This window comes from Asticcacaulis sp. P2_C5, assembly GCF_056404555.1.
Window position 1 is genome coordinate 194,114 of sequence record NZ_JBFUDU010000008.1, and the last position, 23,449, is coordinate 217,562.

The window sequence follows — 23,449 nt, forward strand, 5'->3', positions numbered from 1 at the left end:
GCGGTCCTATACGCCCAGGAGCCCGTGCCCGCAAAGGGCTGAGTTTGTCGCAGGCTTAAAGAAGTTTTGAAATCCTACCGAACCGGCAAGCCCCCCGTCTGGCGCAGCGCTTCACCTAAACCCATGGCGGCGGCAGTGATGACGTTGAATGACCGCGCCTGAGCGCTGATCGGAATGCAGACGCGGTGATCGGCAACATCATGGACCTCATCCGGCACGCCGGCGCTTTCGCGGCCCATGAGCAATATGTCGTCCGGCGCGAAGGCGAAATTGTACACCGGCAGGGCTGCGCGCGTCGTGAACAGGATCAGCCTGGCGTCACTGTTTTGTCGCGCGAACGTCAGAAAATCAGCCCATCCCGCGTGGTGCGACACTTTAGCGCATCCGCCATAATCCATGGCCGCCCGCCGGATAGCCTTGTCATTCAACGGAAAGCCACACGGTTCTATGACGTCCAGCGCGACCTCGAGTGCGGCGCTGAGACGGATGGCGGCGCCCAGATTTTGTGGAATATCCGGCTGGTAAAGGGCCAGGCGCATGCTTGGGGACTCCGGTGTCGGGATGGTAAAGGTGCGCAGCATGGGGAGCGCACCATTATTGTCAAGAAAATGGCCTTGAAAGTGTTTTGGTGGTTTGAATCCTCAGCGCAATTGTGGTTATAGACGCATTCGGCGCGTAAAGGCGGGCTGCGCAGGCCTGAGTCTGATTACTTCGTTAAGGGAATCAGTCATGAAGTGCCGAAAGTTTTAGCGCGAATGCGGCAGCCGTCGCGGGGTCGCGACGGTATTGAAGAGGTGGCAAGGTGAGCGAACCTGACAACAGCGGCGAGAAGGATCCCAATCGCCGCGACTTTATCTATATAGCGGCGGGCGCCGGCGCGGCCGGTGCCGTGGCCATGGCGGCCATTCCCCTGATCGGCCAGATGAATCCGGCGGCCGATACGCTTGCCCTTGCCTCCATCGAATACGACCTGGGTAAGGTCGCCGAAGGCCAGCAGGTCGTCGTCAAGTGGCGTGGCAAGCCCTTGTTCGTGCGTTACCGCACGGCCAAGGAAATTGCCGAGGCCAAGGCGGTCGACGTCAAGACGCTGCGCGATCCGCAGACCGACGCCGAGCGCGTGAAAGCGGGCAAAGAACAGTATCTGATCCTGGTCGGCGTCTGCACCCACCTGGGCTGCGTTCCGAACTTCGGCCTGGGTGAGTACGGCGGATGGTTCTGCCCGTGCCACGGTTCGGTCTATGACACGTCGGGTCGCATCCGTCAGGGACCGGCGCCGAAGAACCTCGAAGTCCCGGAATATTCCTTCCTGTCCGACACCAAGATCAAGGTGGGCTAAAGCATGAGCGAGCATCCGTCCAACTATGTGCCCAAGACCGGTATCGAAAAGTGGCTCGACTCGCGCCTGCCGATCGTGCGCCTGGCCTATGACAGCTTTATCGACTATCCGACGCCGAAGAACCTGAACTACTGGTGGACCTTCGGTGGTATCCTGTCGATGTGCTTAGGCATCCAGATCATCACCGGCATCATCCTGGCCATGCACTATGTGCCGAATGTCAACCTGGCCTTCGACAGCCTGGAACGCATCCGCCGCGACGTCAACGGCGGCTGGATGATCCAGTTCATCCACGCCAACGGCGCGTCGATGTTCTTCTTCGCCGTCTATATCCATATGTTCCGCGGTCTCTATTACGGCTCCTACAAGGCGCCGCGTGAAGTCCTGTGGCTGCTCGGTTGTGTCATCTACTTCCTGATGATCGCCACCGCCTTTATGGGTTACGTTCTGCCATGGGGCCAGATGTCCTATTATGGCGCGGTCGTCATCACCAACCTGATCGGCGCTATCCCGGTCGTTGGACCCTCGATCCTGACCTGGCTGCAGGGCGGCTTCTCGGTCGACCAGCCAACCCTGAACCGCTTCTTTTCGCTGCACTACCTGCTGCCCTTCGTTATTGCCGGCGTTGTCGTCCTGCACATCTGGGCGCTGCACGTCGTCGGCCAGAACAATCCGACCGGCGTCGAGATCAAGTCCAAGGAAGACACCCTGCCGTTCACGCCGTACGCCACCGTCAAGGACGGCGTCGCCATGGTCATCTTCCTGATCTTCTTCTCGGTCTTCGTCTTCTTCGCGCCGGACGCCATGGGCCATGCCGACAACTATGTGAAGGCCAACCCGCTGCAGACGCCGGCCCACATCGTGCCCGAATGGTACATGCTGCCCTTCTACGCCATCCTGCGCTGCATCACTGTCGACGTCTTAGGGGTTCCGGCTAAACTGATCGGCGTCATCCTGATGTTCGGCGCCATCGCGGTTATTTTCGTGCTGCCATGGCTCGATACCTCCAAGGTCAAGTCGATGCGTTACCGTCCGGTGATGCGCTGGTTCTTCGTCCTGTTCGTCATCGCCTGTATCGGCCTGGGTTGGTGCGGTGGGCAACTGCCCTCCGACATGGTCTTCTCGTTCGGAGAAGACGCCAAGGGGCAGCCTATTGGCCTTTCGGTCGTGAGCCTGTCGCAGATGCTGTCATTTTATTACTTTGCCTTCTTCCTTGCCATCATGCCGTGGATTGGCCTGAAGGAAGACCCCCTGCCGGTGCCAGCTTCGATTTCCGAAGCCGTGCTCGCCGAACACGCCAAACATTAAGTGAGGGCTTTGGTCACATGTCTAACCTTATGACGAAATCCCTGAAACTGGTGGCTGGCCTGGCAGTTGTCGTCGGTCTCAGCTTCGGTAGCCAGGCTCTGGCCGCCCACCATGGCGGCAAGGAACCGGTCGACCCCGGCTTCAGCTTCGAAGGTCCTTTCGGCACCTTCGATCAGGCCGAGGTCCAGCGCGGCTACAAGGTCTACCGCGAGGTCTGTTCCAGCTGCCACAGCATGAATCTGCTGTCGTTCCGTAATCTCGGCGAAAAGGGCGGGCCCTTTTACGACGAGAAATACAAGAACGCGAACGACAACGCCATCGTCAAGCAGATCGCCTCGGAATACGATATTGCCGAGATCGATCCGGACACGGGCGACGACACCACCCGCAAGGGTACACCGTCGGACCGTTTTCCGTCGCCGTTCAAGAACGACGAACTGGCCAAGGCCAGCAACGGCGGCGCCCTGCCGCCCGACCTGTCGGTGATAGCCAAGGCTCGCGAAGGCGGCGCCAAGTATATCTATTCGGTACTGATCGGCTTCGAGGACGTACCCTACGGCCTGCACGTCAATGAGGGCCAGCACTATAACGTCTATGTCAACGGCAGCCTCGCCAGCTCATGGTCGGGCGATCCCAAGAAGGTTCCGGAAGGTGGCGTTCTCGCCATGCCGCCGCCCCTGGCGGACGGTCGCGTGACCTTTGACGACGGTACGCCTTCGACCCTGAAGAACGAGGCCAAGGCGGTCGCTGCCTTCCTGGAATGGGCCGCCGAACCGCATGCCGTCGAACGCAAGCAGACCGGCTTTGCCGTCATCCTGTATCTGCTGATCCTGGCCGGCGTCGTGTATCTGGCTTACCGTCAAGTCTGGAAGGGCAAACACTAGGCGGTGACGCCCCTGATGGCCTGCAAACGGCCGTCTGGCATCAATGCGTCTTCGCATTGTTTTCACAATGCTAGGGATACGGTGCTCACGTACTTGAGTACGCTCCGCTCCGTTTCTCGGCAGCCAGCCATTTTCGGCTCATCATGCCGCCACCGCAGCCGGTGCTGAAGATAAGAAGAAGAGCCCGCCGCACTGTCGGTGGGCTTTTTTGCGCCTGTAGGGGCTGGCGCCGTGACAATTACAAATAGTGTTAGGTATGCCGTACGGCTTAACGGCGCGGCTAAACCTGTGTTAGCCTTGATCGGGGGCGGGGGTGTTCCCGGACAGCCTGGGGTCGGTTTCTGTCGGCTCCAGGCTGCGATCGGGCTCATGGAGGCATATAATGACATATGGGAAAATTGCATTTGCCGCCTGCGTAGCGAGCGTGATGCTGCTGGCCGGTCAAGCTCAGGCTCAGGTCAGTCAGACCGACTATCCGCAATATTACGACTACATTATCGATCACGATTGGTATTGCCTGACCAAACAGGGCTTCGATGAAGTGCAGGATGGTGTGATCGAAACCAATGCCGAGCTTCATTTCGAGCGCAAAAATACCTACGAGGCCTATCGCTTTACCGGCTACGCCAACCAGGTGCTGACGGCGGAAGGCCGCGACTATCACAGCCGCTACGCCATCGAAGGCTTCGGCGTCAATGACAGCTCCTTCGGGACCGGAGTCACCATTGTCTCGGCGCATATGACGTCGGGCGACGCCCTACCCAATAACTGGACCTGGAACGACGCGGACTATATCAACCTTCACCTGGTCCAGGAAAAGCCGGGCTACAAGTATCCATATTACCTCGAGGGCTCCGACACTTCGAACTTCGGCGTGGTCAACTACGAATGCGTGGTGAAGGACAACTGAATCGCGTCAGAGGCGGCGTTTCCGTGCCAGGATGCCGTAGTGCGTTTCACGGAGGCTTGCCAACTCAACGAGACGATTGAAGAAGGCGCTGCGGCCTTCGGAACTGCCGCCGGTTTCATAGCCGTACCGGGCGCGCACGATCAGGGTCTCGAGCTGCGGCAAGGTCAATGCCGCAGCCTCTTCTTCGGTGTCAACCGAGCCCGACCGGTTTCGCATTTTACACGTTGAAGCGGAAGTTCAGGATATCGCCGTCCTTGACGACATACTCCTTGCCTTCCTGGCGGAACTTGCCGTGTTCGCGCGCGCCGGCTTCACCCTTGAACTGGACATAATCGTCATAGGCCATGGTTTCGGCACGAATGAAGCCTTTTTCGAAGTCCGAGTGGATGACGCCCGCGGCCTGGGGCGCCGTGCAGCCGACGGGGATCGTCCAGGCATGCGCCTCCTTCGGGCCGACCGTGAAATAGGACTGAAGACCGAGCAGCTTGTAGGCCTCACGGATCAGGCGGTTGAGGCCAGGCTCTTCCAAGCCAAGGGTTTCCAGGAACTCCTGGCGCTCGTCGGCGTCGAGCAGGGCGATTTCCGATTCGATATGGGCCGAGATGACGACGCTGTTGGCATGGTCGGCCTTGGCGCGCGTGGCCACGGCGTCGGACAGGTCGTTGCCCTTATCGGCCGAGGCTTCCTCGACATTGCAGCAGTACAGGGCAGGCTTGGAGGTGAGGAGTTGCAGCATGTTCCATGCCTTCATGTCCTCTTTGCTGACCTTGCCCTGTTCGACCGCCAGGCGTGCCGGCCGGCCGGCCCGCAGATGGACCAGGGCGGCATTGATCAGGCTGACCGTGATGGCGGCTTCCTTGTCGCCGCCGGTCTTGGCGCGCTTTTCGAGTTGCGGCAGGCGCTTTTCCAGTGATTCCAGGTCGGCCAGCATCAGTTCGGTCTCGATAATTTCGAGATCGGAAATGGGATCGATACGGCCTTCGACGTGGGTAATGTCGGTGTCAACGAAGCAGCGTGCGACATAGGTTATGGCGTCACAGTCGCGGATATTGGCCAGGAACTGGTTGCCCAGGCCTTCACCCTTCGACGCCCCGCGCACGAGGCCGGCAATGTCGACGAAGTTGATGCGCGCCGGAATGATCTCCTTCGAGCCGGCAATGGCCGCCAGGACGGGCAGGCGGGGCTCAGGCACAGCCACATCGCCGGTATTGGGCTCGATGGTGCAGAAGGGGTAGTTGGCGGCTTGGGCCGCGGCGGTCTGGGTCAGGGCGTTGAACAGGGTGGATTTGCCGACATTGGGCAGACCGACGATAGCGACTTTAAGGGCCATGGAGCTTTACAGTTTGAGGCGAATGGAGTTGCGCCGTTCCCTAAAGCATTTTCCGTTCAGCGACCAGAGGTTTTCACCCGGCCATCAGTAGCTCGGCGGCGCGGCCGGCCCCATCCTCGGCGGCAATGATCGGCCCGACGCGGGCGCAAGTCTCCGCAATCGTCGCTGAGGCCAACAACTGGCCCAGGGCGCGCGCGGCAGCGTCCGGGGTGAAGCGTTTGAAGTCGAGCGTGAGGCCGCAGCCCAGGCGCTCCACGCGGCGGGCATTGTCAAACTGGTCGGCGAAGACCGGCGTGGTCAGGATGGGCCGCCCGCAGCGCAGCGCCTGGGCTGTGGAGCCTATGCCACCGTGGTGGATGACGGCCAGGGCGCGCGGAAACAGCAGGGAATGCGGCGCATAGGCGGTGATACACACCTCGGCGCCGAAGTCCTCGCCCAGCAGGGGGCTGTCAGGACCGCACAGGATGATGCAACGCTGGCCCAGGCTTTGCGTGGCGGCGATGGCATTGCGGTAATAGGTTTCACCGGCGTGGACGGCGGCGCTGCCCAGGCTGAAGACCAGCGGCGGCGGGCCGGTATCGAGGAAGGCGGCGACAGCCGTCGGCAGGCTGGACGCGCGGCCGTCTTCGCTGTCATAGACGGGCGTACCCAGAATGCAGGTGTTGGGAGGCCAGTCGGGCTGCGCTTTTGCCAGCAGCGGTGAAAAGAGCGCCAGGGTCATGCGGTTGGAAGCGACGCCACTGACGGCGAATCGCGACGTGACACCGAAATGACGATAGGCGGCGGCGATCGGGCGCAACCCGCGGCGCAGATACAGACCACCCGCAGCCAGCATAAGGCGATTCCACGTGCGTCCGAGCAGGCTCTTGGGCGACAGGATGAAGGGAACCTCGGTCAATAGTGGCGGATCCCAGGCCGACATCAGAATCATCGGTTGCAAGGCGACGACGATGAAAGGCTTGCCGGCCAGTTGAGCGGCGATATCGGCGGCGTAGGCCAAAGACGTGGCGACAACCAGATCGGCCTGGCGAATCGCCGGCAATATATCCTCGACCCCCGGAATGATTCCCGGCGCGACCAGCTGTTCGAACATGAAGGCGGCATCGCGCGCCGTCCGCTCGACTATAGCCTCCATCGGCATGTTGAGCCGTTTGAGATAGGCATCACGCAACGGGCCGCACGGGCAGAAGGTCAGGCCTGCCGCCTCGACCTTGGCGCGGTAATCCGGATGGCTGGCCAGGGTGACCTGAGCACCGCGCTGTTGCAGGGCGAGGCCCAGCGCCATCATCGGGTGCAGATCGCCATAGGTACCAAAGGCGGCCAGCACTATATTCTTTTTTGAGCTCAATCGCCGCATGGCTCCTCGCAACAGCTCGGGCGGGCGGTCGCCCTTGACGAAATTCCTGATCGAAGATCAGTGAATTTCGGAGTCATTAACCTGCATCTTTCGCGTTCAGTTGCCGCGTATCGAGCTTGGGCGAGGGCGCCAGGCGCATAACCTCGGCCTGGTAACGGTCTGCCGAGTCAAGTTGGCCTGAGAACAGCATGGGCAGAGCGGCAACGCAGGCGTCGTTGAGCGCGGTCAGCCAGGCCTGGTCGCTTTTAGCGAAGTCAGCCAGTACCCAGTTGAGCACCAGTTCCTTGGCGCCGGGATGGCCGATCCCCATCCTGCCGCGCATGAAGTTGGGGCCGATATGGGCCATGATCGAGCGCAGGCCGTTATGGCCGGCATGTCCGCCGCCCATCTTCATGCGCAGGCGGCCGGGCGCCAGGTCAAGTTCGTCATGGAATACGATGATCTGGTCGGGCTTGAGCTTGTAGAACTGCAAGGCCTTGGCGACGCTGAGGCCGGAGTTGTTCATATAGGTCTGGGGCTTCAACGCGAGAATCTTCTGCGGCCCCTTGGCCGTATCGATGGTGCCGTCGCTGGTGATGCCGTCGAACTGCTTCTTTTCGGGGCCGAAGGTAGCGCCACGGATCAGTTCATCGATAACCATAAAGCCGATATTGTGCCGGTTTTTGGCATACTGCGCTCCGGGATTGCCGAGGCCAACGATAAGATGCACGGAAAACTCCCAAATGGATGTCTGTTGGTATCAGACATGCGGGCAAGAAAAAACCCCGCGCCAAATCACAAGGATCTGGCCACGGGGCTTGAACTTTCAGCCAAGCCGTAAGGTTTAGGCTTCGCCGGAGGCGTCGTCGCTCTTGCTGGCGCCCGAAGCGGTGACCGAGGCCACAACCGTCGCGCCATTGGCAACCGACGTCACGTCGGACGGCAGCTTCAGGTCGGAAATGTGCACCGACTGGCCGATTTCCAAACCGGTCAGGTCGACAATGATGTCTTCCGGAATGTGATCGGCGGGAACCTGGATTTCCAGTTCGTGCAGCGATACGTTAAGCGCGCCGCCCTTCTTCAGGCCGGGCGACAGTTCATGGTTCTTGAAGTGAACCGGAACGCTGATCTTGATCTTGGCGTGTTCGTCGACGCGCAGCAGATCGAAGTGGATCGGCGTATCGGTGACCGGGTGGAATTCGATCGACTTGGCGATGACCTTCTGGGTCTCGCTGCCGTACTTCAGGGTCACAAGGTGGCCGTTCAGCTTGCCGGTGAACAGCGACTTCTTGAATTCATTCAGGCTGACCGCGATGGGGACAGGGCCCTTGTCGCCGCCATACAGGATACCGGGCAGCTTGCCGGCATTGCGGGTCTCGCGCGCGCCACCCGAACCGGTGCGCTCACGTACTTCGACGTCCAAAACAATCTCGGCCATAAGCCTCTTCCTCGAACAATAGCGCCGTATCCTGACGCGGATACGGCGAGAAAATTTTTAAGAGCGCGGGTGATACACGAACATCACGCGGTACGCAACCGCCCATATGGCGGAAAATGCGTATATTCCGCTGTGAAAATACACATATTCCGTCGTGAATTCCGCGCGGTTCAACGCTTCCGCGATTCCGGGTGCAGGGGCTGTGCCCCTGCCTAGTGGCGGCGCTTCTTGCGGGTGGTCGTGGCGGTGGCCTTCTTCTTGCCCTTGGTCGCCTTGACGGGAGCCGGCTTGATATAGGGCTCGGCGTCGGCGTGGTCTTCGAAGCTGATGGTGCGAACTGGATCAAAGCTAAGGGCATTGCTGGACATCTTGCCCAGGCATTGACCGGTATCCATCAGGACGTGCTGACCCAGGCAGAAAACGTCTTCGTAATAGGGCTTGGCTACGGCCAGACATTGATACAGGTTGAGCTTGCTCATGTCGAAGCAGCGCTCGCCATCGGCCTCTTCGAGCAGGTTGTTGATCAGGCTGGCATTGTTGTCACCGCCTTCACCCAGAATGGCGAGCGCGGCGATGGTCAGGCCGCGATTGATCGCATTGGTATAGGGTGTGTCGAACAGGTCGGGTCGGTCGAACAGATCGGTGGTCGAGGCGAATGCGGCAGCCGGTATGGCGAAATCCGTTGCGGCGGGCGCAGTGGCGCCCGTCTTGCTGGTGCCTGTCTTACCGGCCGGGGCCGTGGCAACGGCCACAGGGGCCGCCACTGGAATAGCTTCGACCGCACTCTGGTCGTCGGACGCCGCAGTGGCGGGGGTAAAGGTCACGCCGTCACCCTGGATGACATAGCCGCCGGTCGATTGGCCGGTGGTTGCCTGGGTTACAAGGCCAGAGCCGGTAAGCGCGGCCGCCAGAAGGCGCGAACTCTGATCGCTCTGAACGCTGCGCAGGGTGACCGAATTCTGCTTGGTCTGGATCAGGCGGCCATCGCGGTCGGCGACCACTTCCTTGGACCAATTCTGGTGCTGGATGTCATAGGCGGCGCGTTTGACACCGGCGCCGGAATTATAGACCGACTGGCCATCCGAACTGAGCGCCAGAATGACGCGGCGCGCGGCGATGCTGGCCGAAGGCAGGGACGCGGCGTAGCGTGGATCGGCGGCAATGCGCTGTACGAGATCGGAGCGGGCTTCCTCATTGGAAGCGTAGCCGCGCAGGCTCGACCGGAAGCTGGGTTCCTGCATGGCGACGATGGCGGCATAGGCCACGACGCCGCGCGACAGTTGTGCCGGCTCGTAGGACGCGCCTTCCTGAAGTTTGGCCTGGACGATCTCGCCGCTGGCAAAGCTGGCACTCATGGCGCGCGTGCGGGCAATATAGTCGACATAGACAGCGGCAGCATCCGAAACACTGGATGACAGCGCGACCGGAGGACCTTCGGGCGCGGGAGGTGGCGGCGGTGGCGGTGGCGGTGGCGCGTCGGTGGCGCAGCCGACCAGCGTGATGGCGAGACTAAGGGCTACCAGGCTACTGCATAAGCCCTTCGTAATGGCCATCTTCATACGCTACTTCCTTTTTTACCGAGGTGCCGGACGCGTGCCGGGAAAATACGCGTATCCGGAGAATGTGCTGATTTTGTTTGTGAAACGTGATCGCGCCACTGCATGACTTTACATCACATGGTGCTTCACTTGGCCATAAGTGATCAATAAAAATGTTGCCAAAATTGTGGCCGATTTTCGATCTCTCAAGCCCAATTCAAGGCCCATAATTAAGGGAAAATTAGCTAAAACAACGACTTGCGGCTAATGGCGGCTTTATGCCCGCTTTATGGCCAACCGATCAAATAGTTTTGATGTGGAATCCCGAATATTTATTAGTCGAACAGCTTCGAAACTGACTCTTCATTGGCGATGCGCCGTATGGCTTCGCCGATCAGCGGCGCGACGCGGACAATGCGTACCTTGGGGTGCGTGCGGATGGCTTCGGTCGCCTCGATCGAGTCGGTTATCACCAGTTCCTTGAGCACCGATTTGTCGACGCGGTTCATCGCTTCACCCGACAGGACGCCGTGGCTGACATAGGCCGAAACCGATGCCGCACCGCGTTCCATCAGAGCCTTGGCGGCGTTGCACAGGGTGCCGGCGGAGTCGACAATGTCGTCGAACAGGATGCAGTTGCGGCCGGTGACGTCGCCGATGATATTCATGACCTCGGATTCACCGGCGCGCGGACGGCGCTTGTCGACAATCGCCAGGTCAGTGCCCAGCCGGTCGGCCAGGGCGCGGGCGCGGACCACGCCGCCGACATCGGGCGAGACGATCATCAACTCGTTGGGATTGCGGTAATTGGCCTGGACATCCTTGGCCATGAAGGGAATGGCGACCAGGTTGTCGGTCGGAATATCGAAGAAACCCTGGATCTGGCCGGCATGCAGATCCATGGTCAGGACGCGGTGGGCGCCGGCGCGGGTGATCAGGTTGGCGACCAGCTTGGCCGAGATGGGCGTGCGCCCGCCCGTCTTGCGGTCCTGGCGGGCATAGCCGAAATAGGGCAGGACGGCCGTGATGCGCTTGGCCGAGGCCCGGGTCAGGGCGTCGATGCAGATCAGCAGTTCCATCAGGTTGTCATTGGCCGGGTAGCTGGTCGACTGAATGACGAAGACATCTTCACCGCGGACATTTTCATCGATGGTGACGAAGATTTCGAGATCGGCGAAGCGCTGAACGCGGGCCTTGGTCAATGGCATGTCGAGATAGTCGCCGATGGCCTGGGCCAGAGTCCGGTTGGAATTGGCGGCGAGCAGTTTCATGGCAGAGTCCCGTTACACTTGCGGCGGCTTTTAGCAGGGGTTGGCCGTGGTTCAAGGCCTAAACGTCGTAAACCTTAAAAAACCTCAGGCCCGTAGGGCGATGGCGGAGACCAGGCGGCCATAATCAGGCAGCCCCAGTTTGAAGTTACGCCGGTTCGAAAAGAACAGCGCTTCGTCGGCACAGGTGTCGTGACCTGTTGCGGCAATCTGAGTCAGGCCAGCGCGGCGCAGGCGCATCAGGCAGTAGCCCGGCAGGTCGAACTGACGCCTGTCCGCGTTGCTGCCGGGAATGAAAAACGACGGGCTGTCGGGGTCATGCGCGGCGAAGGTCTCGGCATAGTCGGCGCCGACTTCGTAAGAGATCTGGGCGATACAGGGACCGACGACACAGCGCAGATTGGCTGGTGTGGCGCCTTTTTCGACCATCAGGGCGATGGTGGTCTCGATCATGCCGTACAAGGCGCCCTTCCAGCCGGCATGGCACGCGCCGATGACACGGGCTTCCGGATCGGCAAACAGCAGGGGCGCGCAATCGGCCGACAGGGCTGACAGGATCAGGCCTGGCGTGGTGGTAACGAGGCCGTCGGCTTCGGGGCGATAGTTTTTTGGGCCATCGGCCTCCGGGCGGTCCTGTTGCCACGGACCGGACACTTCCAGCGCCGTCGCGGAATGGATCTGGTACAGGCTAAGCAGATGATCGGCCGGCCGGTTGAAGCAGGCGGCGACGCGGCGGCGGTTTTCCTGGACAGCTTCGGGTACATCTTTCGAGCCCAGGCCGATATTGAGCGAATCGTAGACACCCTCCGATACGCCGCCCTGACGGGTGAAGAAACCGTGCTGGATGCCCGGCAGGTCGAGCAGCGGATGAAGAATGCGGGGCGGCAAAGGAGACATGGCGGGCTTTTACGGCGAAGGCGGGCTCGCTTCAAGGGCGAACAGGGGCAGTTCGGGCGGAAAGGCGAAGGCCACGACCTTGAACAACTCGCCCATCTGATCCGGGGCCATCAACCGCTCATACTGGCGCCGCAGTTTGGCGGCCTGGTCAGGGTTCTTCGTTTCAAGTGCGTCGAGGCGGGTGGCTATGCCAAGGCGTTGCAGGAAGACGTGTTGCGCGACGACCGGTGAGACCTTCAATCCGGCGCTGGACGCGGTGGCGGCAACGAGCGGAAAGTCGGCCCAGACGGTCAGGTCGTGCAGACCGGGCGAGTCGAGCGGATCACGCTTTTCATGGTGGCTCAGGGCCTGAAGGGTGTCGCCGGTCTCGCTCGCGTCCCGGCCGTAGTCGATCAGCAGCATGGCGCCGGACGTGGCTTTCAGCTTGTGCGCGCAGGCGGCTGTGAAACGCACCTGCTCGGCGGAATATTCGACGACATCGCCCGGATTGGCCGGTTCGAACTTGACGGCAGGGCTCGCTTCAGCGCTGAGCCCGAAGCACAGGTCGTTGTTGCGCAAACCGACCAGGCGTTCATGCCAGCCGTCTTCGGTGCGGACATATTGGCGGGCGGGCAGGCAGTCGAGGACTTCGTTGGCGATAATAATGAGGGGCAGGCTCTGCGGCAGGGCATCGACATCGGGCAGGAAGATGGCGCCGGGTACGGCCTGAGATTGCACCATGCGCAGCGGCAGGGACGGCTCGATCATCACCACCTGGGCGGCGTCGTGCAGGCCCGGCACCTGCTTGGCCACCCGCAGGATGTCGGTCATCAGCGTGCCGTCGCCGCCGCCGATTTCCACCAGGCGAAAGGCCGCCGGCGAACCGAGGGCCAGCCAGGTCTGGGCCACCCAGACGCCGATCATTTCGCCGAACATCTGCGAGATCAGGGGGGCGGTTATAAAGTCGCCCTCGGCGCCGAGCGCCGGGCGCCGGCTGTAATAGCCGTCGAGCGGATCGAGCAGGCAGCGCGCCATGTAGTCGGCAACCGACATAGGGCCTTCGAGCGCGATCTGTTCGATCAGGCGGGCTTTTAGCGACATTATTTGGTGGCCGTTTCGATCTTCGCGTTACGCAGGGCGAACCAGATGAAGAAGGTCCCCGACAGCACCATCAGGAGGGACAGGCTTTGCCCCATGGTGATGACGTTCTTGAAGAAGGGCAACATCTGTTCGTCGGGCTCGCGGAAGTTCTCGATGATAATGCGGAAGACACCATAGCCGGCAATGAAGGCGCCCATTAACAGACCGGGACGCTTGAACTCGCCCCGGACATGGCTGAGGTACCACAGGACAGCGAACAGGATCAGGCCTTCGCAGCCGGCTTCGTAGAGCTGGCTGGGGTGGCGCACGACTCCGGCACCGCCGCCGCAGCTGTATGTGTTGCAGAAGATCATACCCCACGGCGCGTCTGTTGGTCGCCCCCACAACTCGCCATTGACGAAATTGGCCAGGCGGCCGAAAAACAGCCCGATTGGTGCCGCAACGGCCAACAGGTCGCCGATATTGAGGGTCTGCGCCAGGCTGAACTTTTTGAGCCGGCAGTAGACGACGGTCGCCACGACCACGCCCAAAAAACCGCCGTGGAAGGACATGCCGCCGTGGCCGATCATGAAGACTTCCCAGAAGTTGGTCCAGATGATCGAGGCGTCATAAAACAGGATGTAGCCGATCCGACCGCCCAGGATGACGCCCAGCGTAATCCACAGGATCAGATCGTCGACCTGGTCCGTTTCGAGCGGCGCGTTGCGTGGCGCCCATAAGGCGGTATTGCGCTGCATGCGGGCGATATATTGCCAGCCCAGGACGATGCCCACCACATAGGCCAGGGCGTACCAGCGTATGGCTATGGGGCCAAGCTGCAGGAGAACCGGATTGATGTCCGGCAAGGTCAAAGGCATGAAAGGACGTCTCCCCGTAAGCGTTGCGTCGTTTACCAACTTCCCTGTGACAAGTCGCCACAAAAGGAAGACATTGAGCGCAGAATCATGGAAAAACTTTGTCGACTGAGGGAGAAGCCTCTATATTGAATGCGTGAAGCATTTTAGGGAGCGTCTGCCGTGCAAAGCCAAAATCCATTCCTCGACGAACTGGCCAAGATGACCACCTCGGCCATGTCGCTGGCTCAGGCGGCGGGTGAGGAGGCAAAAAGCGCCTTCCGTTCGCAGGCCGACCGCTTCGTCGCCGATATGGATCTCGTCCGCCGTGACGAGTTAGAGGCTTTGCGGGCCGAAGTCGCCGAACTTAAAGCGCAGGTGGCGAGTCTTCTTGCCAAGCCGAAGGGCAAGGGCGCAAAGCCCGAGTTCGACCTGCCGCAAGACTGAACCAGAGTATAATCAGGGAAACCCATGACGACGCCCCAGGAATATGACAGCGATGCCACTTTCGACCCGCTCGATGTGGTGGAGTCCATCCTGACGGAGGAGGGGCTGGAGTTCGAACGCACGCCCGAAGGCGATTTGGGCTTTGCCCTGACCGGCGACTGGCGGACCTATGAGATGTGGTTCTCGTGGCGGCCGGAGGGCGAGTGCCTGCAACTGTGCTGCTCGCTGGACGTCGAGTCGGGGGCCGGAAAGCCGCTGACCGAGGACCGTCTGCCCGGGCTTTACGAACTGCTCGCCATCGTCAACCAGCACGTCTGGTTCGGTCATTTCGAGGTTTTCCGCGATTCCGAGGGCGAGGCCGCGGGCATGGGACTTTATGACGTGGTGTTCCGCCATACGGTGGCGCTCAATCCGCTGGAACGCGCTTCGGTCGTGGCCAGCGCCCACATGATCAACAGCGCGGCCGAGGCGGTCGACCGGTTTTATCCAGCCTTCGATTTTTGGTTCAAGGGCGCAGCTCTGGCGCGCGATGCCTTCGCCGCCTGCCTGTTCGAAACGCAAGGAGAAGCCTGAGCATGGACGTTGCGACCAAGCCCATCCTGCTGATTGGCGCCGGTGCGCTGGGATCGTCCATTCTCAAGGGGTTTCGCCTAAAGGGCCAGGCCAAGCCGGCCGACATCATGATACTGGATCTAGTGCCGGGCGAAGAGGCCCTGGCCTACGCCGCCGAGGGCGCCAGGCTCAATCCGTCGCCGGAAACCTGGAAAGAAGCGCGGACGGTTATCCTGGCCGTCAAGCCTCAGGGCTGGCATGCTGTCGCCCAGATTCTGCACGGCAATCTCAATCCCGACGCAACGCTGATCTCGGTCATGGCCGGGGTGACGACCGGAAATCTGAAACACGCCTTTGCCGGCCATGCCATTGCGCGGGTCATGCCGACGACGGGTGTCTCTACAGGCAAGGGCGTTGCCAGCATATATGCTGAACGCTCGGAGGCCATGGCGGCGGCGCGGGCCATGTTCGAGCCGATGGCGGCTGTGGTCAAGCTGCATAGCGAAGACCTGATCGATTCGGCGACAGCGGTATCCGGCTCGGGCCCGGCCTACGTCTATGCCTTTGTGCGTGCCCTGGAAAAAGCCGGCCTGGAAACGGGGCTATCGTCCGAGGAGGCGAGGGTGCTTGCCCGGGCAACGCTGATTTCGGCCGCCAGCCTGCTGGACGGCACTAGCGCTGATCCCGAGGACCTGATCAAGAAGGTCGCGTCGCCGGGCGGGACGACAGAGGCAGCCTTGAAAGTGCTTCGCTACGATGGTTCTGGAATTGATGAACTGTTGAGCGCGTCGGTTCTGGCGGCCTATAAGCGCGCCAAGGAACTGGGGTAGGCCGGCTGCTCCGACCTCGGCTGGCAGCGGTACAGGCTGTATGGGGGCGGCATGGACGGCATAAAACACATTGCAGACGACAGCTATTTTCAACGCGGAAAGCGCCGAAAAGTCGGAAAGACGCCGAAATTCAGGAGATTACTGCTCCCGCGCGAAGCGCCCTCTTTTCATGCGATTGACAAAGGCGTGGAACGCATGCCCTTCGGGCGAGAATGGGACAGCTTGCTCTTTTTCCGCGTCTTTCCGACTTTTCGGCGCTTTCCGCGTTGAAAGTTACTGTAAAATCATGGTGTTCTTTTTAGATGTAGCCGAATGCGAAAGGCCCTTCGGAGCTTTCTCAGGCGGGTATGCTGATCAGCGCCCGCAGGCCACCCATCGGTGATGTATCGAGCAACAGGTCGCCGCCATGGCCACGGACGATGTCGCGCGCGATGGCAAGGCCCAACCCCACCCCCTGGATGTTCTGGTTGCGTGAATCATCGAGGCGGTTGAACGGCTTGAAGGCTTCTTCGCGGCGTTCCGGCGCGATACCCGGACCGTCGTCATCGATCAGGAAATGCAGCATCTGGCGGCCATCGTCTTCGCTCAGTTCGGCGCGGAAGGCGACGTGCTTGCCATAGTGGAAGCCGTTCATGACCAGATTGGTAATGGCGCGCTGTATCGCCATTTCGCGGATGTTGATGCGCAGGTCGTGCTCCAGCCGTTCGGTTTGCAGCCTGTGGCCCGTGCGCTTAACGTTGTCGGTAATCGTGTCCATCAGCGCGCGCACCGAGACGCTGTCGGTGTTTTCCGCCATTTCGCCGCGCGCAAAGGCCAGGTATTCGTCGATCATATAGGCCATTTCCGACACGTCCTGCTTCATGCGCCGGTTGGGTTCGTCCTGTTCGCCCATGGCCAGTTCGAGCTTGAGGCGGGTGAGGGGCGTGCGCAGATCGTGGCTGACCGAGGCCAGCAGGGTTGTGCGCTGTTCGATCTGGCGCTGGATACGCGCCTTCATCTTCAGGAAGGCCTCGGCGGCGGCACGCACTTCGGTGGCGCCATAGGGTTTGAAATTGGGATCGTCCTCGCCGCGCCCGAAGCGTTCGGCGGCCTGGGACAGGCGTTCGATGGCGCGGACCTGGTTGCGGATGAACAGCATGGCGATGGTCGTCAGCAGCCACGTCGCACCCAACATCCAGAAGATGAAGATGTAGCCGGTGGTGGCGTAGGCGCGGTCCTTGGGTGCGATGATGCGCAAGGTCCCCTGGGTGACCTTGACGCGGATATCGACATAGCCTTCGAAGCGCGTTGTGTCGAACCAGTAGGGATCGTCGAGTTGATCCCGCAGGGCGCGGTCTATGGTCCGGTTCAGGGCCACGAAGATGGTCGGACGGAGGCTGGGCGGCAGGGCGTCGCCCTTTTTCAGCGTGATCGACAACTGCATCGACTCCAAGGCCTGCTGCTTGATCTTGCGCAGATTGGCATCGGTCGGTTCTTCCTTATAGGCGGAGACCGCCCAGGCGACGTCGCCGGCCAGGCCTTCCGAGAGCTTGGCGGTCACGGTTTCCCAGTGCAGGTCGAAAAAGACCCAGGTGATCAGGACCTGCATGATGGCGATCGGCAGGACGATGATCAGCAGCACGCGCGCCATCAGGGTGCGCGGAAAGTTGCGCTTCAGGATCGTCGACAGGACGCGGAGCTTGGGCAGTTTCATCTCAGCTAGTCGGGCGCCAGCATATAGCCCTTACCGCGTACGGTCTGGAGGTAACGCGGATTCTTTGGATCCTGTTCAATCTTGCGGCGCAGGCGAGTCACCTGGACGTCGACCGCGCGGCCGGTGGTGTCGACGCTGTCCTTGGCCAGATCCATGCGATCGACCGCGACATTTGCGCGTTCGGCCAGGTATTTGAGCAGTTGCGACTCGGCTTCTGTCAGGCGAACCAGAGTGCCGCTCTTGCTCAGTTCGGAGCGTTCCAGGTCGAAACTGAACGCGCCCATGGTGATTGACTTCGGCAGGGCCGGCTTAACACCTGTGCGCCGCAGTATGGCTTCGATGCGCAGCAGCAGTTCCTGCGGCTCGAAGGGTTTCGACAAATAGTCGTCGGCGCCGATACTGAGGCCCATGATACGGTCGTCGGGCAAACCGCGCGCTGTCAGGATCAGGATCGGCACATTGGAATTGGCGCGCACCCATTTCGACAGCGAAAAGCCGTCTTCGCCCGGCATCATGACATCGACGATAAGCAGGTCGAAATCGAGCAGTTGCAGCATGCGCTTGGCGGCGTCGGCATGGGCGGCGGCCGTAACGCGAAAGCCCTGCCGGGTGAGGAATTCCTTCAGCAGGGTGCGGATGCGGTCGTCGTCATCGACAACGAGGAGGTGGCGGACCGTGGCATCGTTCTGCCCTGTGGCCAGGCTCATGGTGCGAGTCGTCCTTCAGGTTAGTTATTAAAGCGCAATCGTCACCAATCCGCCCCAAATGTAAAGCCGTTTTGCACGCAAATCGGATGACAAGCGGCCATAAGCCGTTTAGTTTTCAGGCAACTGTTCAGGGGAGGGAAACATGTTGAAACCTGTGTTGCTTGCAGCCGTCGCAATCGGGGCGCTGAGCGCCGGTCCGGCACTGGCCGACGGCCATATCGTCAAGCTGCCGGCCGTCGCGCCGGCTGCCGAGACGGCGAAGGCGCGGATTGATGCCGCTGCCGCCAATATTGACAATGGAAAACCGGCGGAAGCGGCGGCCGATATGCGCGCTATGATCGCCGCGCCCGATTTCGCCACCGCGTCCACTTCGGTCAAGGCATCGGCCTATTTCATGCTGGCGCTGGCCGAAGAGGACCTGAAAGATTATGCGGCGGCCTATGATCACCTGATGAAGGTGCAGGACATAGTTACCAACCCCAGCCGCTATTACTGGATTCAGCTGACCCAGGTGGCCTTGCATCTCGATAACGATGCCGTCGCCGTGCAGGCCCTGACCCAGGCTATCAATGTTGAGCCGGAGCGCGCCAGCGAGCTCTACATGCCGTTTGTCGGCAATGTCGTGCGACGGTCGGCCCAGTTGAAAGATGGCAATGTGGCGCGGCAGAAGCTTCTGGAGGCCTTGTGGGATGCCAAATATACGCCGGACGATCCCTTCTGGTCCCCCCAGGGGTTCTGGTCGTCGCTGCTGGAAATCTATGCCGCCAAGGGCATGGACGACAAGGCGCGGCAGATCGCGGCGGTCCTTACCGATCCGGACCTGATTATCGGCTTGCGTGTCGACAAGCGCTATAATCGGTTCATGGTCGACGCGCCTTTCAGTGGCGATGTGAGCAGGGCGCTGGACGGCGAACTGGCCGAACTGACGGCGAAGGTTGCCGCGAATCCGGGCCTTCTGGCCGGAGCGCAGTCGTTGGGCAGCGCTTTGCTGAAGCGCAACCGCCTGCCCGAAGCCCTGGCTGTGCTGGATGCCGCCATTGCCAGGGCGGAAAAGGCGCCTAAGGACAAACCGGCCTTCACGGACCAGGACGACCAGTTGCGTTGGCTCTATGACACCCGCAGCCGCGTACTGGCAAAGATGGGGCGTCACGACGAGGTGCTGGCGGCGCAGTTGAAGGCGCGTGACATCGCTCTGGCCGCCAAGGACGACACAGTCAGCCAGACGATCAATCTGGGCGACATCTACAACAGCCTGGGCCGGCCGTCCGATGCCCTGGCGGCGGTCAAGGGAATCGACGACGAGGGCGACGGCGCCAGCATCTACGGATTGATGTCGGCGGAGGAGGTGCGGGCCTGCGCCTACGCCCAGACCGGTGACAAGGCCGGCCTCGCCAGGTCCATGGCCTTTATGAAAACCCATGCCGACGAGGGTTACGGGCCGTATGAAGCCGCGCTGTTGTGTGCTGATGACGGTGACGGCCTGGCGCAACTGATCATCAGCCGGCTTGACGACCCGGACCTGCGCAATGCGACCCTGGTCGATATGCAGACTTACCTGGCCTTACCGCATCCGACGCCGATCGACGCACAGATGGCGGCGCGCTTCGAAGCCGTAAAGGCACGCGCGGATGTCCAGGCGGCTGTGGCCAAATATGGGGTTATCGAGTCCTATCCGATATTTCCGCCGTACAACTGATCCTCAACGCGCTTCGCCGACCACGACCATGGCGGCCCAGTTGGCCGGGTTGGCGTCGGACGGGTTCGTGCGATCACCGAGCATGTCGAGCATGGCGGCACGCAAGGCCTCGGCCCGTCCATACTTGCCGCCGACATAGTAGCGGACCGCTGTCGAGGTCAGGCGCGCCGCCGACTGGTCGGCCACGCGCCAGTGCGACACGACCAGGCTGTGGGCGCCCGACGCCAGAAAGCCGCGCGCCAGGCCGGACAGGACCTCGTCGCCTTCGACTCCCACGGCCTTGCGCCCGGAAGCCGTATTGCAGGCCGACAGGATCACCCAGTCGGCATTGAGACGCAGGTTGGCGGCTTCCGAAGCGGTCAGCAGGCCGTCATTATTGCTGTCGCCGATCGCGCCATCTTCGCTGAGAACCAGGGCCGGCTCATCGAGACCTTCCAGTTCGCCGGCGCGCAGGGCATGTGTGGCGAAGGCGATGATACGGACCTGCGACAGGTCGGCGTTGCGCAGGCTTTTTTCCGTCGCCTTGGCGCCCGTATAGACCTGCTTTGCGGCATTGGGACCATCATCGAACAGTTTGGCCATGGCCAACAGCTCGGCCTGGGCGCCGGGCAGGGGGACCAGGTTATTAGCGACTTCGGCCGCGCTGAGATCGGGTGAGCCGAAGCCAAGGAAACCGTGGCCGGCAGCACCCGTCTTTTGCGCGCCGCGCAGGAATTTCAGGCTGTTGACCGACGGCAGGGTCGCCAGGGCATAGGATTTGATCAGCCAGTCGGTCTTGCGCAGGGCGCGGGGATCGTGGTCACTGCCCTTGGGCGGCGTGGTCACCAGAACCGACAGCGGAAGATAGGACAGCGGTCCCGACGCCACCACATAGACCACCTTGGCGCCTTTCAGGGCCGGTTCGGCGGGAGCGAAGACCTGGCCATAGAGGCGATAGGCGGTCTGGCGCGAGAAAGTGAATTCCGGCGGCAGGCCGGAGGCGTCGACCGGACTGCCGCGCGACGTCGGCGTGCCGCGCAGGGCTTCACGGCCGGGATCAAGGGCGAACCTCAGGGCGTCGACATCGGGGCGCAGCGACTGGGCCGTGGCGTCGCTGCGGTACCAGGTCGTGCCGGTGTTGCGCACGGCGAAGATATAGGTGCCGTCGGCGGTCGGGTGGATCATTACCAGGGCTTCGTCCGGTGCCAGCAGGACCTGGGTGTCGGCCAGGGTGATGGGGAAGGGGGCGACCAGGGAATCGTAGGCGGGATAGTCATGGCTCAGCGTGGCCGACAGCGACTGGACCTCGCCATAGGCCTTGTCGGCGGCTTCCGACAGGGTGCGGGCCTTGTATTTGGCGGCCTCGCTGGTCCCGCCGCGCGCCGCATTGGCCGCCTGGTCGAGGGCGTCATATTGCTGGCGCGCCACGATCAGCCGGTCGATCAGGTCCTTCAGCTCGGGTGTGCGCGCCGAACTGCGCGCGGCCGCTCGCGCCAGGGCCTGGCTGGTCACCGACAGATCCGCCCATTGCGCGGCTTGGAAGGCTTCATCGATCGGGGCGCGCAGCGGAACGGCATCCTGCGCCGAGGCCGTACCGGTCACAGCGCCCAGCGTACATACCATAGCCAGCACAAGCCGTTTGACAGCGATCATGATAAGGCGCCTCTCCCCGATTTTGCCTGACAATGGTGACGGCGGACGCTCTATGTCAAGGTCGAAATAATTCTGTTATGCCGCCCGTTGACAAGGGCGACGCGGCGCGCCTTTACTGCCGTCCATAACAGATCGCAACAGGGGCGCTAAGTGGTATTTTCGCTTATACGGCAAGGCATTATGCTTGGCGCTTGCGCTGTGGTTCTGGCGGCTATGCCGGCTATGGCGGCTGCCCCAACGGTCGATGACCTGATCAAGCAGTCCGACGCCCTGTCGCTGGACGGCAAGCTCGACGAAGCCCTGGCCATGGCACAACAGGCCCTGGCTCTGGCACAGAAGGGCAAGAATCTGGAACTGACCGGCGACGCCTTGGCCGCGGTGTGCGAGACCAGTATTGCCGCCACCATGCAGACCGCGGAGACGCCGTGCATAGCCGCCTACGACCAGCGTATCGCCACGCTTGGGAAGGATCATTTCAAGACCTACGCCGCCGAAGCGGCCCTGGCCAATGCCTATCTCGATTCCGATCCCGAACGTGCCATCGCCATGACGCGTGAGGCGGCCGAGAATATGGAAAGGCTGGCGAAAACGCCGGACGAAAAATGGCAGTCGGGCGCGGCGTGGTCGATGCTGGCCCTGGCCCTCAAATACAAGGGCGTGTATCTCGACGCCATGGCGCCGTTCGACCGGGCAGTGGCGATCATGAGCGCGCCCGACGCAAAGCCTAATATCTATCTGGCCTCGACCCTGACCGACTATGCCGACATGAAGATTACGCTCGGCGACTATGAAGGCGCACGCGTCCTGGCCGAACAGGCTCTTGCCCTGCGCGAACGCATGCAGTCACCCGGCCATCCCGATATTGCCGACACCTTGGGCGTTCTGGGCGATTCCCTGCGTCGCATGGGGCGGTACGACGAGGCGGAGGCCGACTTCCGCCGCGCCCTGCGTATCGCCGAGGATTCGACGCCGCAGGTCCCGCAGATCCTGGGCCGCGCCTACCAGAACCTGGCCCTGGTCTTTGTCTATACCGGCAGGCTTGATGAGGCCATGACCCTGCAATTGAAGGCGGTCGATGTTTTGACACCGCTGGGCGACTTTGCCGACGTCCTGCTGGGCGGGGTCTATAACGACCTGTCCAATACCTATCAATACCAGGGCGAATATCGCAAGGCCGAGGCGGCGGTCGCGCAGGCCCTGGCGATCAATCTGAAGAATCACGATCGCAAGTTCGACCGTTCGCTGAGCTATATTCTGGTCCAGGCCAATCTCAAGTTCAAGACGGGTGACATGGACGCGGCGCGAGCCCTGGTCGAGGAGGTTCTGGTCACACGTCTGGCCACGGCGCCGACCTCATCGCGGACGGCGGACGCCCTGATGTTGCGGGCGGCGATACAAATGTCGGCTCAGGACTATGCCGGCGCACGACGCGATCTTGAACAGGCGCGGCAGATACTGGCGCCCTACAGCCCCAATTCCAGCGTGGCGATCCGCGTCGACTCCATGCTGGCCCGGACCCTGCTGGCCCAAGGTATATCTACGGATATCGACGCGGCCTATGATGCGGCGGCCGCGGCGGCACACGGCCAGGCCTATGTGCTGAGCAACATGACGCGCCTTCAGGCCGCGACCGGTGGCCTGCAAACGCCGGCGGACCGCAAGGAGATCTTCGATACAGTGCTGGGCGCCGCATGGCGCAAAGATCGCACTGCAAAATAACCCTTGCCAAGGTTA

24 protein-coding genes are annotated in these 23,449 nt (G+C 61.6%); 10 read left to right on the forward strand and 14 right to left on the reverse strand.

The annotated features are described in order from the left end of the window. Positions 1-74 precede the first annotated feature (74 nt). Positions 75-539 carry a tRNA (cytidine(34)-2'-O)-methyltransferase gene (locus AC1DXO_RS15630; protein WP_476979214.1) on the reverse strand — a complete coding sequence of 155 codons (465 nt, stop codon included), beginning with the start codon at positions 537-539 and terminating at the stop codon, positions 75-77. Positions 540-802: 263 nt separating this feature from the next. Between AC1DXO_RS15630 and petA the strand changes: the two genes are divergently transcribed. From petA to AC1DXO_RS15650, 4 genes are all read left to right on the forward strand, one after another. Next, the gene (gene petA, locus AC1DXO_RS15635; RefSeq protein ID WP_476979097.1) at positions 803-1,336 is read left to right on the forward strand and encodes a ubiquinol-cytochrome c reductase iron-sulfur subunit; all 534 of its coding nucleotides are present in this window, start codon (positions 803-805) and stop codon (positions 1,334-1,336) included. 3 nt (positions 1,337-1,339) lie between these two features. Then, positions 1,340-2,644 carry a cytochrome b gene (locus tag AC1DXO_RS15640; RefSeq protein ID WP_476979098.1) on the forward strand — a complete coding sequence of 435 codons (1,305 nt, stop codon included), beginning with the start codon at positions 1,340-1,342 and terminating at the stop codon, positions 2,642-2,644. Positions 2,645-2,661: 17 nt separating this feature from the next. After that, entirely contained in the window at positions 2,662-3,528 is an 867-nt protein-coding gene (locus AC1DXO_RS15645; protein WP_476979099.1) for a cytochrome c1, read from the forward strand. Between the two features lie 382 nt (positions 3,529-3,910). Next, on the forward strand, positions 3,911-4,438 hold the full coding sequence (locus AC1DXO_RS15650) for a hypothetical protein (RefSeq protein ID WP_476979100.1): 528 nt from the start codon (positions 3,911-3,913) through the stop codon (positions 4,436-4,438). A 6-nt stretch (positions 4,439-4,444) separates the two neighbouring features. Here the strand turns inward: AC1DXO_RS15650 and AC1DXO_RS15655 are convergent, their stop codons facing one another. The 10 genes from AC1DXO_RS15655 to lgt form a co-directional block, all read right to left on the reverse strand. Next, on the reverse strand, positions 4,445-4,654 hold the full coding sequence (locus tag AC1DXO_RS15655) for a hypothetical protein (RefSeq protein WP_476979101.1): 210 nt from the start codon (positions 4,652-4,654) through the stop codon (positions 4,445-4,447). 1 nt (position 4,655) lies between these two features. Further along, positions 4,656-5,768, reverse strand: coding sequence for a redox-regulated ATPase YchF (ychF, locus tag AC1DXO_RS15660; protein WP_476979102.1), 1,113 nt, complete (start codon positions 5,766-5,768; stop codon positions 4,656-4,658). Positions 5,769-5,841: 73 nt separating this feature from the next. After that, positions 5,842-7,095, reverse strand: coding sequence for a glycosyltransferase (locus AC1DXO_RS15665; RefSeq protein ID WP_476979103.1), 1,254 nt, complete (start codon positions 7,093-7,095; stop codon positions 5,842-5,844). A 106-nt stretch (positions 7,096-7,201) separates the two neighbouring features. Beyond that, the gene (gene pth / locus AC1DXO_RS15670) at positions 7,202-7,834 is read right to left on the reverse strand and encodes an aminoacyl-tRNA hydrolase (RefSeq protein ID WP_476979104.1); all 633 of its coding nucleotides are present in this window, start codon (positions 7,832-7,834) and stop codon (positions 7,202-7,204) included. A gap of 114 nt (positions 7,835-7,948) precedes the next feature. After that, positions 7,949-8,542 (reverse strand): 50S ribosomal protein L25/general stress protein Ctc, encoded by a 594-nt coding sequence (locus AC1DXO_RS15675; RefSeq protein ID WP_476979105.1) that lies wholly within the window; start codon positions 8,540-8,542, stop codon positions 7,949-7,951. A gap of 212 nt (positions 8,543-8,754) precedes the next feature. Beyond that, positions 8,755-10,101: a hypothetical protein gene (locus tag AC1DXO_RS15680; RefSeq protein WP_476979106.1), complete on the reverse strand. Its 1,347-nt coding sequence runs from the start codon at positions 10,099-10,101 to the stop codon at positions 8,755-8,757. Between the two features lie 314 nt (positions 10,102-10,415). Beyond that, on the reverse strand, positions 10,416-11,351 hold the full coding sequence (locus AC1DXO_RS15685; RefSeq protein WP_476979107.1) for a ribose-phosphate pyrophosphokinase: 936 nt from the start codon (positions 11,349-11,351) through the stop codon (positions 10,416-10,418). 84 nt (positions 11,352-11,435) lie between these two features. Then, the gene (gene pgeF / locus AC1DXO_RS15690; RefSeq protein WP_476979108.1) at positions 11,436-12,245 is read right to left on the reverse strand and encodes a peptidoglycan editing factor PgeF; all 810 of its coding nucleotides are present in this window, start codon (positions 12,243-12,245) and stop codon (positions 11,436-11,438) included. 9 nt (positions 12,246-12,254) lie between these two features. Next, the gene (locus AC1DXO_RS15695) at positions 12,255-13,325 is read right to left on the reverse strand and encodes a class I SAM-dependent methyltransferase (protein WP_476979109.1); all 1,071 of its coding nucleotides are present in this window, start codon (positions 13,323-13,325) and stop codon (positions 12,255-12,257) included. Continuing rightward, positions 13,325-14,176, reverse strand: coding sequence for a prolipoprotein diacylglyceryl transferase (lgt, locus tag AC1DXO_RS15700; RefSeq protein ID WP_476979215.1), 852 nt, complete (start codon positions 14,174-14,176; stop codon positions 13,325-13,327). The genes AC1DXO_RS15695 and lgt overlap by 1 nt, the downstream gene beginning before the upstream one ends. A 165-nt stretch (positions 14,177-14,341) precedes the next feature. Between lgt and AC1DXO_RS15705 the strand changes: the two genes are divergently transcribed. The 4 genes from AC1DXO_RS15705 to AC1DXO_RS15720 are packed head-to-tail and all read left to right on the forward strand — an operon-like array spanning position 14,342 to position 16,257. After that, the gene (locus AC1DXO_RS15705) at positions 14,342-14,605 is read left to right on the forward strand and encodes an accessory factor UbiK family protein (protein WP_476979110.1); all 264 of its coding nucleotides are present in this window, start codon (positions 14,342-14,344) and stop codon (positions 14,603-14,605) included. Positions 14,606-14,629: 24 nt separating this feature from the next. Continuing rightward, positions 14,630-15,178: a type III secretion system chaperone family protein gene (locus AC1DXO_RS15710; RefSeq protein ID WP_476979111.1), complete on the forward strand. Its 549-nt coding sequence runs from the start codon at positions 14,630-14,632 to the stop codon at positions 15,176-15,178. Positions 15,179-15,180: 2 nt separating this feature from the next. Next, entirely contained in the window at positions 15,181-15,987 is an 807-nt protein-coding gene (proC, locus tag AC1DXO_RS15715) for a pyrroline-5-carboxylate reductase (protein ID WP_476979112.1), read from the forward strand. Positions 15,988-16,038: 51 nt separating this feature from the next. Continuing rightward, positions 16,039-16,257, forward strand: coding sequence for a hypothetical protein (locus AC1DXO_RS15720; protein ID WP_476979113.1), 219 nt, complete (start codon positions 16,039-16,041; stop codon positions 16,255-16,257). 67 nt (positions 16,258-16,324) lie between these two features. Here AC1DXO_RS15720 and AC1DXO_RS15725 read toward each other — a convergent pair whose 3' ends face one another. Both AC1DXO_RS15725 and AC1DXO_RS15730 read right to left on the reverse strand, forming a co-directional pair. Continuing rightward, positions 16,325-17,680, reverse strand: coding sequence for an ATP-binding protein (locus AC1DXO_RS15725; protein ID WP_476979114.1), 1,356 nt, complete (start codon positions 17,678-17,680; stop codon positions 16,325-16,327). Between the two features lie 5 nt (positions 17,681-17,685). Next, positions 17,686-18,387 carry a response regulator gene (locus tag AC1DXO_RS15730; protein WP_476979115.1) on the reverse strand — a complete coding sequence of 234 codons (702 nt, stop codon included), beginning with the start codon at positions 18,385-18,387 and terminating at the stop codon, positions 17,686-17,688. Between the two features lie 142 nt (positions 18,388-18,529). On the opposite strand from AC1DXO_RS15730, the gene AC1DXO_RS15735 reads away from it, so the two are divergent. Continuing rightward, positions 18,530-20,083: a hypothetical protein gene (locus tag AC1DXO_RS15735; RefSeq protein ID WP_476979116.1), complete on the forward strand. Its 1,554-nt coding sequence runs from the start codon at positions 18,530-18,532 to the stop codon at positions 20,081-20,083. Positions 20,084-20,086: 3 nt separating this feature from the next. Here the strand turns inward: AC1DXO_RS15735 and AC1DXO_RS15740 are convergent, their stop codons facing one another. After that, a complete protein-coding gene (locus AC1DXO_RS15740) occupies positions 20,087-21,715 on the reverse strand; it encodes a CHAT domain-containing protein (protein WP_476979117.1) in 1,629 nt (542 codons plus the stop codon). Between the two features lie 222 nt (positions 21,716-21,937). Between AC1DXO_RS15740 and AC1DXO_RS15745 the strand changes: the two genes are divergently transcribed. Beyond that, a complete protein-coding gene (locus tag AC1DXO_RS15745; RefSeq protein ID WP_476979118.1) occupies positions 21,938-23,434 on the forward strand; it encodes a tetratricopeptide repeat protein in 1,497 nt (498 codons plus the stop codon). Positions 23,435-23,449: the final 15 nt, after the last annotated feature.

Coding starts and splice junctions, on each gene's coding strand:
- AC1DXO_RS15630 (WP_476979214.1), bottom strand. CDS start 539: ATGCGCCTGGCCCTTTACCAGCCGGATATTCCACAAAATCTGGGCGCC.
- AC1DXO_RS15640 (WP_476979098.1), top strand. CDS start 1,340: ATGAGCGAGCATCCGTCCAACTATGTGCCCAAGACCGGTATCGAAAAG.
- AC1DXO_RS15645 (WP_476979099.1), top strand. CDS start 2,662: ATGTCTAACCTTATGACGAAATCCCTGAAACTGGTGGCTGGCCTGGCA.
- AC1DXO_RS15650 (WP_476979100.1), top strand. CDS start 3,911: ATGACATATGGGAAAATTGCATTTGCCGCCTGCGTAGCGAGCGTGATG.
- AC1DXO_RS15655 (WP_476979101.1), bottom strand. CDS start 4,654: ATGCGAAACCGGTCGGGCTCGGTTGACACCGAAGAAGAGGCTGCGGCA.
- ychF (WP_476979102.1), bottom strand. CDS start 5,768: ATGGCCCTTAAAGTCGCTATCGTCGGTCTGCCCAATGTCGGCAAATCC.
- AC1DXO_RS15675 (WP_476979105.1), bottom strand. CDS start 8,542: ATGGCCGAGATTGTTTTGGACGTCGAAGTACGTGAGCGCACCGGTTCG.
- AC1DXO_RS15680 (WP_476979106.1), bottom strand. CDS start 10,101: ATGAAGATGGCCATTACGAAGGGCTTATGCAGTAGCCTGGTAGCCCTT.
- AC1DXO_RS15685 (WP_476979107.1), bottom strand. CDS start 11,351: ATGAAACTGCTCGCCGCCAATTCCAACCGGACTCTGGCCCAGGCCATC.
- pgeF (WP_476979108.1), bottom strand. CDS start 12,245: ATGTCTCCTTTGCCGCCCCGCATTCTTCATCCGCTGCTCGACCTGCCG.
- AC1DXO_RS15695 (WP_476979109.1), bottom strand. CDS start 13,325: ATGTCGCTAAAAGCCCGCCTGATCGAACAGATCGCGCTCGAAGGCCCT.
- AC1DXO_RS15710 (WP_476979111.1), top strand. CDS start 14,630: ATGACGACGCCCCAGGAATATGACAGCGATGCCACTTTCGACCCGCTC.
- proC (WP_476979112.1), top strand. CDS start 15,181: ATGGACGTTGCGACCAAGCCCATCCTGCTGATTGGCGCCGGTGCGCTG.
- AC1DXO_RS15720 (WP_476979113.1), top strand. CDS start 16,039: ATGGACGGCATAAAACACATTGCAGACGACAGCTATTTTCAACGCGGA.
- AC1DXO_RS15725 (WP_476979114.1), bottom strand. CDS start 17,680: ATGAAACTGCCCAAGCTCCGCGTCCTGTCGACGATCCTGAAGCGCAAC.
- AC1DXO_RS15730 (WP_476979115.1), bottom strand. CDS start 18,387: ATGAGCCTGGCCACAGGGCAGAACGATGCCACGGTCCGCCACCTCCTC.
- AC1DXO_RS15735 (WP_476979116.1), top strand. CDS start 18,530: ATGTTGAAACCTGTGTTGCTTGCAGCCGTCGCAATCGGGGCGCTGAGC.
- AC1DXO_RS15740 (WP_476979117.1), bottom strand. CDS start 21,715: ATGATCGCTGTCAAACGGCTTGTGCTGGCTATGGTATGTACGCTGGGC.
- AC1DXO_RS15745 (WP_476979118.1), top strand. CDS start 21,938: ATGGCGGCTGCCCCAACGGTCGATGACCTGATCAAGCAGTCCGACGCC.